Annotated in this window: 17 protein-coding genes; 9 read left to right on the top strand and 8 right to left on the bottom strand. The window is 33.2% G+C overall.

Annotated elements, in window-relative coordinates; all coding sequences use genetic code 11:
- Positions 1-7 precede the first annotated feature (7 nt).
- Entirely contained in the window at positions 8-616 is a 609-nt protein-coding gene (locus DKT72_RS06175; RefSeq protein WP_111307852.1) for a hypothetical protein, read from the bottom strand.
- Positions 617-1,330: 714 nt separating this feature from the next.
- Between DKT72_RS06175 and DKT72_RS06170 the strand changes: the two genes are divergently transcribed.
- On the top strand, positions 1,331-2,203 hold the full coding sequence (locus DKT72_RS06170; protein WP_111307851.1) for an AraC family transcriptional regulator: 873 nt from the start codon (positions 1,331-1,333) through the stop codon (positions 2,201-2,203).
- Here DKT72_RS06170 and DKT72_RS06165 read toward each other — a convergent pair.
- The 4 genes from DKT72_RS06165 to DKT72_RS06150 form a co-directional block, all read right to left on the bottom strand.
- Positions 2,200-2,853 (bottom strand): HD domain-containing protein, encoded by a 654-nt coding sequence (locus tag DKT72_RS06165; protein ID WP_111307850.1) that lies wholly within the window; start codon positions 2,851-2,853, stop codon positions 2,200-2,202. The two genes, DKT72_RS06170 and DKT72_RS06165, sit on opposite strands and share 4 nt — an antisense overlap.
- Positions 2,854-2,913: 60 nt before the next feature.
- Complete coding sequence (locus tag DKT72_RS06160; protein ID WP_111307849.1) at positions 2,914-3,915, bottom strand: acyl-ACP desaturase; 1,002 nt, start codon at positions 3,913-3,915, stop codon at positions 2,914-2,916.
- 9 nt (positions 3,916-3,924) lie between these two features.
- Positions 3,925-4,662, bottom strand: a complete 738-nt coding sequence (locus DKT72_RS06155) for a lysophospholipid acyltransferase family protein (RefSeq protein ID WP_111307848.1) — start codon at positions 4,660-4,662, stop codon at positions 3,925-3,927.
- 69 nt (positions 4,663-4,731) lie between these two features.
- Positions 4,732-5,142: a BrxA/BrxB family bacilliredoxin gene (locus DKT72_RS06150; protein ID WP_111307847.1), complete on the bottom strand. Its 411-nt coding sequence runs from the start codon at positions 5,140-5,142 to the stop codon at positions 4,732-4,734.
- Positions 5,143-5,351: 209 nt separating this feature from the next.
- On the opposite strand from DKT72_RS06150, the gene DKT72_RS06145 reads away from it, so the two are divergent.
- On the top strand, positions 5,352-6,101 hold the full coding sequence (locus DKT72_RS06145) for a TerB family tellurite resistance protein (RefSeq protein ID WP_111307846.1): 750 nt from the start codon (positions 5,352-5,354) through the stop codon (positions 6,099-6,101).
- 148 nt (positions 6,102-6,249) lie between these two features.
- Positions 6,250-6,822: a helix-turn-helix domain-containing protein gene (locus tag DKT72_RS06140; protein ID WP_111307845.1), complete on the top strand. Its 573-nt coding sequence runs from the start codon at positions 6,250-6,252 to the stop codon at positions 6,820-6,822.
- 174 nt (positions 6,823-6,996) lie between these two features.
- On the opposite strand, the gene DKT72_RS06135 is transcribed toward DKT72_RS06140, so the two are convergent.
- Positions 6,997-7,647, bottom strand: coding sequence for a porin family protein (locus DKT72_RS06135; protein WP_111307844.1), 651 nt, complete (start codon positions 7,645-7,647; stop codon positions 6,997-6,999).
- Positions 7,648-7,880: 233 nt separating this feature from the next.
- On the bottom strand, positions 7,881-8,897 hold the full coding sequence (locus tag DKT72_RS06130) for a S66 peptidase family protein (RefSeq protein WP_111307843.1): 1,017 nt from the start codon (positions 8,895-8,897) through the stop codon (positions 7,881-7,883).
- Between the two features lie 171 nt (positions 8,898-9,068).
- Between DKT72_RS06130 and metG the strand changes: the two genes are divergently transcribed.
- The 6 genes from metG to DKT72_RS06105 all read left to right on the top strand — a co-directional run bounded on the left by metG (position 9,069) and on the right by DKT72_RS06105 (position 13,806).
- A complete protein-coding gene (metG, locus tag DKT72_RS06125; protein ID WP_111307842.1) occupies positions 9,069-11,153 on the top strand; it encodes a methionine--tRNA ligase in 2,085 nt (694 codons plus the stop codon).
- A 108-nt stretch (positions 11,154-11,261) separates the two neighbouring features.
- The gene (locus DKT72_RS06120; RefSeq protein ID WP_111307841.1) at positions 11,262-11,780 is read left to right on the top strand and encodes a ferritin; all 519 of its coding nucleotides are present in this window, start codon (positions 11,262-11,264) and stop codon (positions 11,778-11,780) included.
- A 44-nt stretch (positions 11,781-11,824) separates the two neighbouring features.
- Positions 11,825-12,010 (top strand): hypothetical protein, encoded by a 186-nt coding sequence (locus DKT72_RS18185; protein ID WP_162623244.1) that lies wholly within the window; start codon positions 11,825-11,827, stop codon positions 12,008-12,010.
- Between the two features lie 158 nt (positions 12,011-12,168).
- Positions 12,169-12,648 (top strand): lipocalin family protein, encoded by a 480-nt coding sequence (locus DKT72_RS06115; RefSeq protein WP_111307840.1) that lies wholly within the window; start codon positions 12,169-12,171, stop codon positions 12,646-12,648.
- A 10-nt stretch (positions 12,649-12,658) separates the two neighbouring features.
- Complete coding sequence (locus tag DKT72_RS06110) at positions 12,659-13,363, top strand: YiaD family glycine zipper/OmpA-like lipoprotein (RefSeq protein WP_111307839.1); 705 nt, start codon at positions 12,659-12,661, stop codon at positions 13,361-13,363.
- Between the two features lie 224 nt (positions 13,364-13,587).
- The gene (locus tag DKT72_RS06105; RefSeq protein ID WP_111307838.1) at positions 13,588-13,806 is read left to right on the top strand and encodes a copper resistance protein NlpE N-terminal domain-containing protein; all 219 of its coding nucleotides are present in this window, start codon (positions 13,588-13,590) and stop codon (positions 13,804-13,806) included.
- On the opposite strand, the gene DKT72_RS06100 is transcribed toward DKT72_RS06105, so the two are convergent.
- A complete protein-coding gene (locus DKT72_RS06100) occupies positions 13,754-16,384 on the bottom strand; it encodes an MORN repeat-containing protein (protein ID WP_111307837.1) in 2,631 nt (876 codons plus the stop codon). The genes DKT72_RS06105 and DKT72_RS06100 overlap by 53 nt on opposite strands.
- Positions 16,385-16,404 lie beyond the last annotated feature (20 nt).

Raw genomic sequence — 16,404 nt, 5'->3', positions numbered from 1 at the left:
ACATTAACTAATTATTAATGTATTTTATAAATTCTTTACCACTGGTATTGAATACTATTTTATAGTCGCCACCTTTTAAACCAGTTAATTTGTAAACTCTTTCGATTTTTTTAGTGTCCTTAATGGTTTCAGACAACATAGGTTCAGATTTATTGCCTTTTTCGAAGTAAATATCAATCTTTAAAGGTTCGTTATTAAGAGAAAGTTTAGAAACAAATACTAAATCACCTTTTACTCTTATGGTTGGCTTAAAAATTACTTTGGCCATTTCACTATTAAGTTTAATAGTATTAGACGCAACAGTAAAAGGGATGGTTTTAATTTCCACTTCACCATCAAGTTCAAAATTGTATGCGCCACTTGGCAAAGCCGTTAAGTCAAAAGCTTTCGCATAAAGACCATTAACGCCTATGACTTCTTCATATAGTTTTACACCATAACTATCTTTAATAGATAGTGTATTTCCTGCTTTAACATTGGTTAAAGTAAGTGCGGTTTTTTTAGCATTGTTAACAAGTCTAAAAAATGGAGTTCCTTCGCTTGCGAAACTTAACGATGCAGCTAACATGGCTATCATTAAGATCCCTTTTTTTGTGTTTTTAATTACTGTGTTCATGATTTGGTTTTTTTTAACGTTCAACACCACAAAGGTATGTGGTATATGAAGTTTATAAAACATTGATATTTGCATATTTGTGTGCTATTTTATCTGTTATTTTAACATGAAGTTTATGTTAAGTTAATTTAGCATATATGTTGGTTAATTTTACGTATTGTCTAAAAAGTCATCCATTAAAAATTGTAAGAGCCAAAGCCTCAAATAAAAATTGGTAATGTATATATTAGGAATAGAAAAGACGCCTTTAAGAAAATAACATGGTGTATCTTTAAACTGTATAATTTTAAAATATAGATTAAATAAGATAGTATAAAGCAAAAAAAAAAGTGAGCCACCACAGCTCACTTTACCAACTAAACTAAATAAGACATTAAACTAATTATTAATGAATTTTGTCTACTCTTTTTTATAAGAGTTATATTTTAAAATCTAAAATTATAATTAAACAACGTTAGGATTACTAATTAAAGGCCTATCTTTTAATAAATTATAATTAAGTATTTCAGTGTTCGTACAATAATAACTTTCAACACTACAAATGTACAACAGAAGTTAAGGGTACAAAACATCAAATTTAGCCAGTTTATATGCTATATTAACTGTTAATGTAGTGTTAAATCAATGTTAAGTTAAAATAACATATAATAGAGTTAAAAAAAACTATGTTTGCATAATAATATGTTGTAATTTTGCAGTACAATTAATTTTGTTATGATTAATAAAAAACCCACTTTTAGAAAACTCACCCCTAGTTTCGGAAGTTCTATATTAGTTAAGCAACATGTAGAAACAGTAGATAAAAATGGGGCATATTGGCATTTTCATCCAGAGCTTGAACTTATATATATAAATAAAGGGCAAGGGAAAACCCATATAGGAAATCATTTATCTTATTTTAACAATAGTCAATTAATACTTATTGGATCTAATTTAGCCCATAATGGTTTTACCGATAGGCTTACAGCCAATGGAACAGAAACAACTATACAGTTTAAATCTAACTTTTTAGGAGATGATTTTCTGAATGTTCCAGAAGTATCTAGTATTGCTTCATTATTTGAAAGAGCTAAAAAAGGCATACGTTTTAAAGTTGATACTAAAAAAATTATTGGGCCCAAGATTGAAAGTTTGATGGGATATACGGGCTTAGAAAGAGTTATTAAGTTTCTGGAAATTTTGAATTATTTAGCTATTACAGATGATTATACGCTATTAAATGCAGACGGGTTTGCTTTCGAAGCAGAGGCTCAAGATAGCGGCAAAATTGATACTATTTTTAAATATGTAAATAAAAATTTCCAAAGTCATATAACATTAGATGAAATTGCAGATGAAGTGAGTATGACCGTTCCAGCATTTTGTAGATACTTTAAAAAAGCCACTGGAAAAACGTTTACACAATTGGTAAATGAATATCGCGTGGTACATGCCACCAAATTGTTATTGGAAAGCCAAATGAGTATTACAGATATTTGTTTTGAATGTGGATTCAATAACTTCTCTCATTTCAATAAAACATTTAATGAAATAACAGGTAAAAGTGCATCGAGCTATCGAAAAGAGATTAAACTAATGATTAGTTAATACTTTCCTTTCCATTCTCTATAAAACTGGTCTAAAAACTGCAGCATGTAGTTATGGCGTTCTAAGGCTATCAATTTTCCAGTTTTGGTATTCATTTTATCTTTTAAAAGAAGTAATTTTTCATAGAAATGATTAATGGTTGGAGCTGTTGAAGACTTATATGCTTCTTTATTCATATTAAGATTTGGCTTAATATCTGGATTATAAAGTTGTCTGTTTTTAAAGCCGCCATAATTAAAACAACGTGCAATACCAATGGCTCCCATAGCGTCGAGTCTATCAGCATCTTGAACCACATTTAATTCGGGAGAATGAAATTTTTGAGCTTCATTCCCTCCCTTAAAAGAAATATTTTCAATAATCTTTACAACGTGTTCAATAACAGTAGAATCTACATTTATTTTGAATAAAAATTCCCGTGCTATCTTAGGTCCAATAGTTTCATCACCGTTATGAAATTTGCTATCGGCAATATCATGTAATAAAGCTCCAAGAGAAACAATAAACATATCTACCTTTTCACTTTTAGCGATGAGTAAAGAATTATTATATACCCTTTGGGTGTGAAACCAATCATGTCCACCTTCTGCATCTACTAGAGTTACTTTTACAAAATCTATAGTTTTATTAATCTGTTCTTCTTGAGTCATAGTATAAAAATAAAAATTCCTTTCGGTTTGGAAAGGAATTAATTTATTTGGATTGTTTTATTATTTTATAACAGCTGGTTCTACCCATTTAAACTGATATGAGTTTTCAGGGATTTTAATTCTATCGGCTAATCTTAACATTCTGTCTGGCAAATTCATCAAATAATCTCTTGCTTTTTCAGCTTCATCTGAAAGCCCTGTTATTTTATCAATTTCCCAACGTGCAATAAGTTTCTGTAAAATTTCCACATAATCTCTGGAAGTGTAAACGCCTATTCTTTGAGCTGTATTTGAAAATTCTTCAAAAGCGGTGCTTATTTTGTCTCCCGATTCTCTTAAAAAATGGGCAGGCATCACTATTTTTTGTTTCATCATATAATGAAATGCCATCATCATTTGGCTTGGATCAACCTTAAAAATACGTTCAACAAACTCGGAATAAGCATGATGATGTCTCATTTCGTCACCAGAAATGATTTTACACATTTTTCCTAGTTGTTTATTACCACTTTTGCTCGCTATTTTGGCTACTCTATTATGAGATACATAAGTTGCTAATTCTTGAAAACTAGTATATACAAAGTTTTTATATGGATCTCTATCGGTTCCAATATCAAAACCATCAGCAATTAAATATTGAGTGGTTTTTTCAATTTCTTTCATATTAACACGCCCAGAAAGATATAGGTATTTGTTAAGCACATCGCCGTGTCTGTTTTCTTCGGCAGTCCATTGTTTTACCCATTTAGACCAGCCATTTCCACCTTCATTTACTTGGTCGACACCTTCAACATCCATTAACCAAGATTCGTAAGTTGGCAAAGCTTCTTCGGTAATCATATCGCCTACAAGTACCACCCAAAAATCATAAGGTAATTCTTTAGACAATTCTCTAATTTCTCTAACTTCTTCGAAGAATGTTTCTGTATTTCCTTCAGAATTAGGTAAAAAATCCGATGGTTGCCAAATACTGTCAATAGGAATAAGATATTTTTCTATTAAAGAATCAACATCTTTTTCTAAAAAATTCATCACTTCAAGTCTCACATTCTTCAACGACATAAATATGTTTTAAGGGTGTATATCTTTTTTTATGGTAGCTTCAATGGTTTCTATAAGAGCTACTTTGTCTACAAAGGTAGCTAATTTAATAGGGTTATGTACAGTAAATGTAATATGTGTGCCTAATCCCATTGGAAATTTACCATATTTAAACATTTTCCAAGAATTATTTATTGAAATCGGAACAATTAAAGCAGACGGTATTTTTTTAAATAGAATTTCCAATCCTTTTGTTTGAAAGGGTTTTGGCTCGCCATTTTTACTTCTGGTACCTTCTGGGAAAATAACGGCGGCACGTTTGTTTACTTCAATATAATCTCCAAACCTCATAAGTTCGGGTAAAGATTGTCTTGGGTTTTTTCTATCTATTAAAGCGGCACCACCATGGCGTAAATTGTAAGACACACTTGGGATGCCTTTACCTAATTCTATTTTACTGATAAATTTTGGATGGTGTTTCCGCATATACCATGTCATAGGGTAGATATCATGTAAACTTTGATGATTAGCTACAATTATAAGAGGCTGGTTAGTGTCAATGTGATAAGGATTGTTAAAAGTAAAACGAGTCCCTAAAATATTAGCACAACGCATTAATGCTAACTGTAAGATATCGACACTTTTTTTATGTGCCTGATAACCAAAAACATTAAGACATAACCATTGTATAGGATGGAATATTACCAAGGTTAAAAAGAAACATAGGTAATAAATAATAGAAATTGGATAAGACAATAATTTTATCATGCTTCAAAAATAAATAAAAAACCACGATATTATCGTGGTTTTTTATTTCTAACTTTTTAACAGTTAATGCTAGCAGTACTCGTTATAAGCATCAATAAGATTGTCTGCAATAAGTTCTGCAGGTCTACCTTCAATATGGTGACGCTCCAACATGTGTACCAATTCACCATCTTTAAATAAGGCCATACTTGGCGAACTTGGAGGGAAAGGTACCATTAGCTCTCTGGCTCTAGTTACGGCATCAAAATCTACACCTGCAAAAACAGTTACTATATGGTCTGGGCGTTTTGCATTTTGTAAACTCATTCTAGCGCCTGGACGTGCATTAGCGGCAGCACAACCACAAACGGAGTTCACAACTATAAGCGTAGTGCCTTCTTTAGCTAAAGCAGCATCAACAGCTTCAGGCGTATGTAATTCTTCAAAACCAACTTTGGTTAAATCTTCTCGCATTGGTTTTACTAATTCTGCTGGATACATATTTTTAAATTTTAATAATTAACAATTATAGACTGCAAAGATACAGAAAATTAAGTTTTCAGTCGCTGTATTCAATCACTCCTTTCATTTCTAAAGCCACAGAATACGAAATAAATAATAAATTAACTGCGAACCTTTTAGTAACAATCACCAAGAAAACTCAACTAACAGTATTATATTTGAAATCAACATAAAATAAAAGAAATTACATGAGTTTTTCAAAATGGATAGGGGCTGCCATAGGGTGGTCGTTTGGAGGCCCGATAGGGGCCATTATTGGTTTGGCATTAGGTAGCGTTGTAGATTCTATGAGCGGAGATAAATTAGTTTATGAAGAAGGTCAACGAACAGGAGGATATAATAGAACACAACAAACACAGCCAGGTGATTTTGAGGTAAGTTTACTCATCTTGGCTTCCATAGTTATTAAAGCAGATGGTAAACAGGATCAACGCGAATTGGATTTTGTACGCAATCAATTTGTAAGCATGTATGGAAAAGAACGCGCTAATCAAGCATTTAGGCTTTTTAAAGAAATCAATAAGCAGCAAAATATTTCTACTAGACAAGTGTGTCTGCAAATTAAACAAATGATGGAGCATGCATCACGTTTGCAGTTAATACACTTTTTATTCGGAATTGCTAAAGCTGATGGTGCTGTAACCGAAGATGAGGTGGCTCAAATTTATACGATTGCTGGATATTTGGGTATTAGCCACAATGATTATGAAAGTATTAAGGCCATGTTTTATAAAAGTGCCGATAATGCTTATAAAATATTGGAAATTGATAAAACAGCTACCAATGATGAGATTAAAAAAGCCTACCGAAGTATGGCTAAAAAATACCATCCAGATAAAGTCATTCATTTAGGGAAAGAACATCAACAAGGCGCTGAAGATAAATTTAAACAAGTACAACAAGCTTATGAACACTTGCAGAAAGAACGTGGTTTTTAATGAATTTAGTTGTAAAGTTTGCTTTTAGTACCTTAAAATATTGTAAATGTCATTTACCTGACATTTAAATGGCGTGATAAAAACAAAGAGTTTGATTTAGTTTTGTATCGAGTAATTAAAACAAAACCAATTTTAATTTTAAGGACAAATGAAAAATCAATCTATTAGTGAAAATCTCATATACCAAAGAAAGCTCAATGGATATACTCAAGAAGATTTATCGGAAAAAACATCAGTAGGTGTACGCACCATACAACGAATTGAAAAAGGTGAAGTAGAACCTCATTTACAAACGGTTAAATTATTGGCTGTTGGGCTGGACATACCTGTTAATGACCTTATTGTTATAGAAAATCCAAAAGAAGAAACCATTCAACGAAAATGGATGCTTATGCTACATGGATTACCCTTTTTTGGTTTCATCATTCCTTTTGCAAACGTGTTGTTTCCCATATTTATATGGGTTCACAAAGCTGAAGACAATAAAATATATGATGCACATGGTAGAGCCGTAATTAATTTTCAATCTACAATGTTATTATTATTCATAATATCGTTATTAGCTTTTTTTCCATTTCCTGGAATGAATTTTTTCGGAACTGCTGCGGTTGTTTTATATGGCATTACTGTAACCATTATAAATATATTTTCTGCGTTGGGTTCTGGCACTTGTAAATACCCGTTATCAATTCCTTTTTTGAAATTTAAAGCTAAACATTGAAATAGTTTAATTCAATTAATGGTCAGGATTCCAATTTGAAAAAATTAGAAGACGTTTTGGCAAATTGACCATTAACATAATAACTTATAAAAATTTGCAAGAGGAAACAGGTTTAAAAAAAACCAACTATACAAATAGTATAGTTGGTCTGATAAAATAACTCATATGTGATGACTAATTCAATCTGAAACCAACATACACACTAAGATTACTATTTTTACCATCTGGCACCGTATATGTTTGACCAGCAAAAGTACGCTCTTTCCCTACGGGAACTAAACCATAATTATATCTCACACCAACGTTGATAGGATTAAAATTGAAACCTATGCCGGCAGAGATTCCTGCATCAAACTTTTGAAAATCATTAGTGTCATAATTATCTTCAAAATCAAATGTTCCATTTTCGGTTTCATTAGTAACTTTAGCATTTACTAAATACGCTGCATAAGGACCTACATGCACATTGAAATTTTCTGTTAAATTAAGTTTAAGTAAAACAGGTAACTCAATATAATCTAATTTAAATTTCGCTGTTCCATCAGCAAAGGCATTGTCATAAACTAATTCTGCTCCTTTTCTGGAATAAAGTAATTCTGGTTGAATGGCAATAAAATCGTTAATAGGAAAGACACTATAAAAACCTGCATTAAAGCTTGTTAATACATTTTCGTCATCAACATCATCTGTGTACATATTGGAAAAGTTCACACCTCCTTTAATACCAAATTCTGGTGTTGAATCATCTGAAACTTGTGCCTGAGATTTAAAATTAAAGCCTAATACTAAAATAAATACTGCGGAAAATTTTACTAAGTTTTTCATATTTTTAAAATTTAATTTATTGCAAATATTAGCTTGCCCAGAGCTTTTTTTGTTACAATAAAAATTAAAAATATTATAGAATTTCCATTTGAAAGGATTGGTGTTTGGTTTAAAAACCTATTAATCAGTAATTTGTTTATTTATTGATTAAAGGCAAAGAATTTTGTCAAACAATAATAAATTTAGAAGATTATTTACAAAATATGTAAGCGTAATCTTTCTATTAACGAATGTTATGGCTTGAAAACAATTTTAGATTCATTTTTATTAACACTCATGTCAACCATTCGACCTAAAATTAAGGCACGATTGTCTTTTTCATGTCCAGCAGGCATATTAAAAGCGATAGGAAAACTATAATCAGCTAAAACATCTAAAATAAGCTGCTGTACAGAGCTTCCCCATAGCGTTGTATTCTTTCTGACTTTTGATACATCGCCCACTAATACCCCCACACAATGATCAAAATAACCAGCACGTTTTAAGCTTTGCAACATACGGTCTATAGTGTATTCATATTCTCCAATCTCTTCAATAAACAATATTTTACCAGACGTATCGATACTGGTTTTAGAACCTAGCATACTGGCTAAAATGGATAGGTTTCCACCCACAATAGGAGCGCTCACATGACCTATTTTATTATATTTTGAACCTTCAAGTGTATAGTTTAAAGGTTTGCCAAAAAGTGCATCCTTAAAAGTAGAGATGGTTTCTTTAATGCTTTCGGTATTATCTTGCATACTGGTGCACATCATAGCGTGTAAACTTTCAAATCCTAAAGTATGAATTTGGTTATGTAATGCTGTGATATCACTATAACCAATAACCCATTTAGGCTTGTTTTTAAATTTGGTATAGTCTAATTTATCAAGTATTCTAACAGCTCCATACCCACCTCTAGCGCACCAAATGGCCTTGATTTTAGGATCATCTAAGGCCTTTTGGAAATCTTCGCAACGCTCGGCATCGGTACCTGCAAAATGATTATTTTGACTAAACACGTGTTTTCCAACTACGGGATACAATCCCCAACTTTTTAAAAGTGCTTTGGCTTGTTCAATCTCTGTATTTCTATTTTTTAAAATACCTGAAGGCGCAACAATAGCAACGGTATCTCCTGCTTGTAAATATGGTGGTCGTATCAAAGTTTCGATATGTTTTGAATGATTATCTTGTGCCATTATTTGCTTTTTTCCGAAGAAAAAAGCAGCACAACATAATGCAAATATTAGTAGGTTTTTCGACATAATGTAAATGTACATTTTTTTTCTAAATCGGTTTCAAAATGTGTACTTTTATGCCTTCAAAATGATAGTCATTCCGAGCGAAGTGCGGGAATCTGTTTAATTTAATTACGATTCGTCAGATTGCCAGTCGTACCTCCTTCGTTATGACATTAAAATATAATTATTAGATTAATGAACAAACCAAAACGATATACCATAACATCTGCGCTACCTTATACAAACGGACCCATTCATATAGGGCATTTAGCAGGAGTTTATGTGCCAGCAGATATTTATGCCCGCTTTTTACGCTTAACAGGAAATGATGTAGTTTTTATTGGAGGCAGTGACGAACACGGTGTACCTATTACTATAAAAGCAAAGAATGAAGGGGTGTCTCCACAAGATGTGGTTGACAAATACCATGCAATTATTAAAAAATCGTTTGAAGAATTTGGAATTTCTTTTGATAATTATTCGCGTACCTCGGCTAAAATCCATCATGAAACAGCTTCAGAATTCTTTAAAACCTTATACGATAAAGGTGAGTTTATTGAAGAAACTTCTGCGCAATTATATGATGAAGAAGCCAATCAGTTTTTAGCCGATCGTTTTGTAACAGGGACGTGCCCTAAATGTGGTAATGAGGAAGCTTATGGCGACCAATGTGAAAAATGCGGAACGAGTTTAAATGCTACCGATTTAATTAACCCGAAGTCTGCTATAACAGGGAATGTGCCAACTTTAAAAGAAACAAAACACTGGTATTTACCTTTGGATAGACACGAGGATTTTTTAAAAGAATGGATTTTAGAAGGTCATAAAAAAGATTGGAAGCCTAATGTGTACGGCCAAGTAAAATCTTGGATTGATGATGGTTTACGTCCACGTGCCGTAACCCGCGACTTAGACTGGGGAATTCCTGTGCCTGTTGAAGGCGGTGAAGGCAAAGTATTATATGTATGGTTTGATGCGCCTATTGGCTATATATCTTCAACCAAAGAATGGGCTGCTAGAGAAGGTAAAGATTGGGAACCTTATTGGAAAAGTGAAGATACTAAATTGGTACATTTTATTGGGAAAGACAATATTGTATTTCATTGCATTATTTTTCCTGTGATGTTAAAAAGGGAAGGTAGTTTTATTTTACCGGATAATGTGCCAGCCAACGAATTCTTAAATTTAGAAGGCAATAAATTATCAACCTCTAAAAACTGGGCGGTTTGGTTACCCGATTATTTGTTGGAATTTCCAAATCAACAAGATGTATTGCGTTATGCTTTAACCGCAAATGCTCCAGAAACTAAAGATAACGATTTTACTTGGAAAGATTTTCAAGCGAGAAATAACAATGAACTAGTGGCTATTTTTGGAAACTTCATAAATAGAGTAGTGGTGTTAACCAATAAATATTATGAAGGTGTTGTTCCAAACCTGAATGCATGCTCTCAAATTGATGAAGAAACCTTGGCGGCAGTAAAAGCCTATCCAGATGTGATTGCTAGTTCCATTGAACGTTATCGTTTTAGAGAAGCGCAACAAGAATTGATGAATCTGGCGAGACTAGGAAATAAATATTTAGCCGATGAAGAACCTTGGAAAGTCATTAAAGTTGATGAAGCACGCACCCAAACCATCATGTATGTAGCGTTGCAAATTGCATCGGCATTGGCCACTTTAAGTGAACCGTTTTTGCCGTTTACATCTAACAAACTTAAGAATATATTAAATGTCAGTTCGAGTGATTCGACGCAGGAGAATTGTATCGAGAACAGTTGGAATGATATATCATCAAAAGAAGTTTTACTTCCTTCAGGTCATAAAATCGGCCAAGCCGAATTACTATTCTCTAAAATTGAAGATGATACGATTCAATTTCAACTAGATAAATTAGAAGCGAGTAAAAAATCTAATGAAGCTGCCAATAAAAAAGTAGACCCTCAAAAAGATACCATCACTTTTGAAGATTTTACCAAATTGGATATTCGTGTAGGAACCATTCTTGAAGCTGAAAAAATGCCAAAAGCAAAGAAACTACTAGTATTAAAAGTGGATACGGGCATTGATGTGAGAACGATTGTGTCGGGTATCGCTGAAAGTTTTACTCCAGAAGAAATAGTTGGCAAACGCGTTACGGTGTTAGTAAATTTAGCCCCAAGAGAATTACGTGGAGTAGTAAGTCAAGGCATGATTTTAATGACGGAGAATGCAGAAGGCAAATTGGTGTTTGTGAATCCAGATGATGCGAATGTTGAAAATGGATTGCATATAAGTTAAGTTTTAAATAAATTTAATCTTATAAAAATTTTAAACACGGTTATTATTTTTATAAATCAGCTTTAGAATGGCTCAAAGAATTCATTAACTTTACAAAAAGACAAAAATATGTTATCAAAAAATATCGAAAAGGTGCTTAATAACCAAATAAAGATAGAGGCTGAATCGTCACAAATTTATTTGGCCATGGCATGTTGGGCAGAAGTTAAAGGATTAGAGGGCGTAGCTGGATTTATGTTTAAGCAATCCCAAGAAGAGCGTGACCACATGCTTAAATTAGTGAAATATGTGAACGAACGAGGTGGACATGCCCAAATATCAGCCCTAGCTGCTCCAAATGTGACTTTCAAATCATTTAAAGAAATGTTTGAAGAACTTTATAAGCATGAAGTTTTTGTTTCAGAAAGCATTAATGAATTGGTGCACATCAGTCTTCAAGAAAAAGACTATTCTACACACAACTTTTTACAGTGGTATGTGGCTGAACAGATAGAAGAAGAAGCTGTAGCACGAACCATTTTAGATAAGATAAATTTAATTGGCGACGATAAAGGCGGATTGTATCTTTTTGATAGAGATATTGTTACCTTAACGGTGAATTCAGCTTCAACAGTAAATCCTCAGTAAATTTAACAATTAATCTTATTTAGATTTAATAAAAATAATTATTTTTGCCCATTCTTAAATTAGGAACTTTGGGTAAAAAGAAGCAAAAAAAGGCGATTAGAAAACTTGAAAAGTTGGGGATTACACTTCCAAATAAAGTAAAAAGTAGTTGCTGTGAGAAATATAAAAAAGCAGAAGACAAACGTTGTAAAAAATGTCCTTGCTTCGATTTACTTAAAAAAGTAGCATAATCCTAAAAGACAATAATTCACTACAATAATAGGTGTTTCTTAATAAGGCTCTTCATTATCCGTATCATTAAATTATATAATACAAAAGTCAAATTTTGTAACTAGCAATAAGATCTATTGCTATAATTTTGCTCGTATAATAGTAAAACAATCAACTTATGAAAAAATTAGTAACAGCGTTAAGTATATGTGCTTTTTTAATTGTAGCTTCTTGCGGAACGTCTAAAACGGTAAGAACTTCCAAAAAAGTAATTAAAGGTAATTGGGTATTAAATTCAATAACCTATAATCAAGCGGGAACTTACAATACAACCTTGCTTAATGATGCATCCAAAGCGTGTTTTGAAGGTAGTACATGGCAATTTATTCCTAACAACAATACAGGTGTTTACACCATCAACGATACCAGTTGTTCAACAGGGGATCGCCATTTTGTGTTTACTATTCAAGAGGTTGATGCTGAAACAGGTTTATATGATTTTTTATTAAAACCGACGAATGAAAAACACAAATCGGAAACCAATCAAGGTTTCAGGCTAAAGCTATCGGCCTTATCTGATACGGCGATGCAATGGCAACAAACAGTGAGTGTTTCTGGTAGTTCGCTTACAATAAACATGAATTTTACTAAACAATAAATATATACATATGAAAACGACTATAAAAAATATAGGAATTACACTTTTTACAATTGTTTTAGCCATAAGCTTGACAAATTGTAAAGCAATTGAAAATGCCAATAATAAACAAAAAGGTGCTGTTATTGGTGCCACAGGGGGAGCCATTTTAGGAGCCATTATTGGAAACAATGTTGGTAAAGGTGGTAATGGCGAATTAGGTGCAGTTATTGGTGGTGTAGTAGGTGGTGGAGCTGGTGTTCTTATTGGTAATAAAATGGACAAACAAGCCCAAAAAATTGAAGAGGAAATACCAGGCGCACAAGTAGAACGTGTAGATGACGGTATTGTAGTTACTTTTGATGAAAGTAGCGGTGTCTATTTTGATACTAATAAATACAACATTAACAGTGCATCACAAACGACATTAAATAAGTTGATAAGTGTTTTTAAAGAATATCCTGACACTAATATTTTAGTAGTTGGCCATACAGATAGCCAAGGGGCAGAAGATTATAATATGACGCTTTCTAAAAATAGAGCCTATGCTGTAACCAATTATTTATCTCAAAATGGGATTTCTAATGGAAGATTGACTACAAATTGGTTTGGTGAAAGTCAGCCCATGTATGATAATAACACTGCCGAAGGACGTGCTAAAAACAGACGCGTCAATGTTGCCATTTTACCAAATGATAAAATGATTCAAGACGCAAAAAGTCAAGCAGGAAATTAATTATTTTTCATATAAATTTTTTATAAATCTCGTTTTCAATGTTTCTATGAAAACGAGATTTTTGTTTTCATAGAACTTTCAAATCATCAGTGATTTTCCAAACTTTGAATTGTTAATATCATACTAAATACTGTTTCAATAATCAGGTTTTTACTAATTTGATTCGAAATAAAAAATCTAAAAAATGAAATTCAAAATCCATATACATAACGTTCATTGTGATTATGACTTTATTTAGTTGTAATAATATGAAAAATAGCCACGAAAATATTTCAACAGAAGAAATGGAATCCCTAACGGATAGTACCAAGCAGTCAGTTGATTGGGCAGGTAGCTACGAAGGGATTTTGCCTTGTGCTGATTGTAAAGGCATCAAAACCCTTATCGTTTTTAATATTTGGCATCGGAATATGTTTGAACTTTTTTACGGGCTTTATCTTTAATATAGTCTCGTATTTCTTGCTTCAACAAAGGCATTAATCCGCGTATATCAACATTAGAAGACATTTTCATCGTAAACTCAAAGGCGGCATCCTTATCGCTTTCATAAATTTCCTCTATTAAATCTGCATATTTTTTAGTCTTCACGTTTATTGGGTATTTTTGTTGTTCCCAAGAATCTTCTAGTTGTTTGAGATGTTGCTTGAGGTTTGAGATGTTTGTAGAATACACTGATATAAAATCACCAGCTTCCTTTGATGAATTTGTTACTGGTTCAACACTATTATTGGACACTATTGGTTTTTTTAAAACACCATTTTCCCACAAGCCTTTATTTTCCATAGCTCCTTCTTTATTGAAATTGGCTCCATAACCATATCTAATAGCATTGGACATATGGCCACGATACATCGTTCCGGTTCGGTGATAATAACGAACTGCTTGACCAGAAAGTTCACCTAATAACATCTCACCGATATACCAATCGCCTTCAGCCCATGTGTATTTGCCAATATAATCTCTTTTACCATTTCTGAAAAAGCCTAGATAGCTGTCCTTGTTGTCATATCGATATATTCCAAACCCGTTGCTGCAATTACCTGTACAATTTTCAACACTTTTTTTGCTGATAAAGTTTTCAGTCAGCATATTACGCATTTGTTTGCCCTCATAATAAAAACCAGCTTCCACTACTTCATCTCCCTTTATGTAGTAGCCATACCCATTCTGTTTCCCATTTTTCCACTCACCGATATACTGCTCTTGTGTCTTATTCCAAACATATAATCCATATCCACCTCGCAAACCGCTTTCAAACTTACCTTGATAATATCCCGAACCATCAGCAAAGACTTCTTTCCCGTAGCCATTGGCTTTTCCTGCGGCGAAAAAACCTGTGATGGTTGAAACAGCCGTTTTTAATTCGCCAAATCCTTCAGAACAATTCCCGGAAATACATTTGTTTGAAGCGTTGAGTTCCTCTTTTTGAACAACCGCCATTTTTTCTTTGGCATCTGTTTTCTTAAACGTTATGGCTCTGTAAAAATAATTTTTAGATGTTCTTGGAATACTCCCGGAGCCATTACAAATAGGACATGTTTTGTAATCATATCTACCGGTGAACCTAGTGCCTTTTATAGTTGATAGCACTGTGGGCGTGGTTGTGGTGGTGGTTATGACTTTATCATAGTAAACACCTTTGACAACACGTCGGTCATATGCAACATCCTGACCTTTGATGTCTATGGTATAGTCTTCATAAATGGCCACTTTAGATTGTCTCGGACAACTTTCATTATATTGGCTTTGACGTTCCTCTTTGTAATAATACGTCTCCATAGTGCCGTCAATTGTTTTTCTGATATTACTGTCTTTATCTTTGTTCAAGACTGCATCACCTGAATATTCTATTATCCCTTTTTCTTTATTGACTATACCATCAACTTCCCTGTCAACAGAGGGAATATAAAATTTGAAAGGGTCATTAATTTCATAAATAGAAATGTCATCTTCCTTGGTGACCAAGGTTTCGCCGTTTTTCTGATAGGCCGTGTACACAATTCCATCGTAAGGTTTCTTGGACCAAAAATCTCTATTTTTTACCATAGGATTCACATTGATGGTTCGACCTTTTATCAGGTTGTTGTTTGCAAACTCTCCAAAAAGGGCATAAACACCTTGTTTATGCACCATATATGCATGATTTTCAGTATTAGAACCGCCAAACTTATTGAGTAATTGTATAAAATAGCCCGTACCATTTAAAGAACCTTCTTTGAACATCCCTACATTTACTGTAATGTATTCACCCAAATACTGGTGTGTGCTGTAAACCATTGAAATACCATAACCATTTAGCGCAGGAGTTTTTGACCGTATCGTATAAAGTCCATATTCTTTAGTGAACTCACTCATGATTGGCTCTTTTCTTTGTGCATCAATTTTATGTCCTTTAGGAAGTTCTTCCAAATACATCGCTTCGAAATCATAACTATTCTTTAAAGCTTGTACATCGGGTTTTTGGTCTTTGGTTGCTGGAATTTTTGATTCGACTACACCATCCACAATCGTTGCCCAATAGTATTCCCCTTTGGATACATCTTCCATAAAAAGGACAGACCCATTGCCATATTCTTTGAGTATAGGCAGCATAAAACCAGTAAAATTAAATCCTAAATGGGAATAGTACGTACCAACATGCAGATACCCCACGTAATAGTCACCATTATCCAGTGGAATGACAGAGGGTTTTGTGGCCAAGGGTGTAATGCACATACCTGAAGGCCCTGATATCGAAACCTTACCCAACTTTTCATCTGTTCTTGTTATGGCTCCAAATTTTGAAGTGTAAATCTCCTGAAGTATCTCGCCAGAAGCATCATAGGTTACCGTACGTGTAATTTTCTTTTCGGTTGAGGTTTCTTGTTTTAATTTGTTGGTGGCTACATACTTCTGAAAATTGGGGCTTTCGATAAAATAGGTGCTTTTTAGCATTCTGAAATCTTCCTGCGCCAAACAATTGATGTACGGAACTATCAAGAACAGCATTAGATAACATATTGTTTTTGAATTTGTGTTCATGAGCTTGAATTTCAAGATTT

Source organism: Confluentibacter sediminis, assembly GCF_003258355.1.
GTDB lineage: Bacteria > Bacteroidota > Bacteroidia > Flavobacteriales > Flavobacteriaceae > Confluentibacter > Confluentibacter sediminis.
This window is presented reverse-complemented; position numbering and strand designations above follow the sequence as displayed.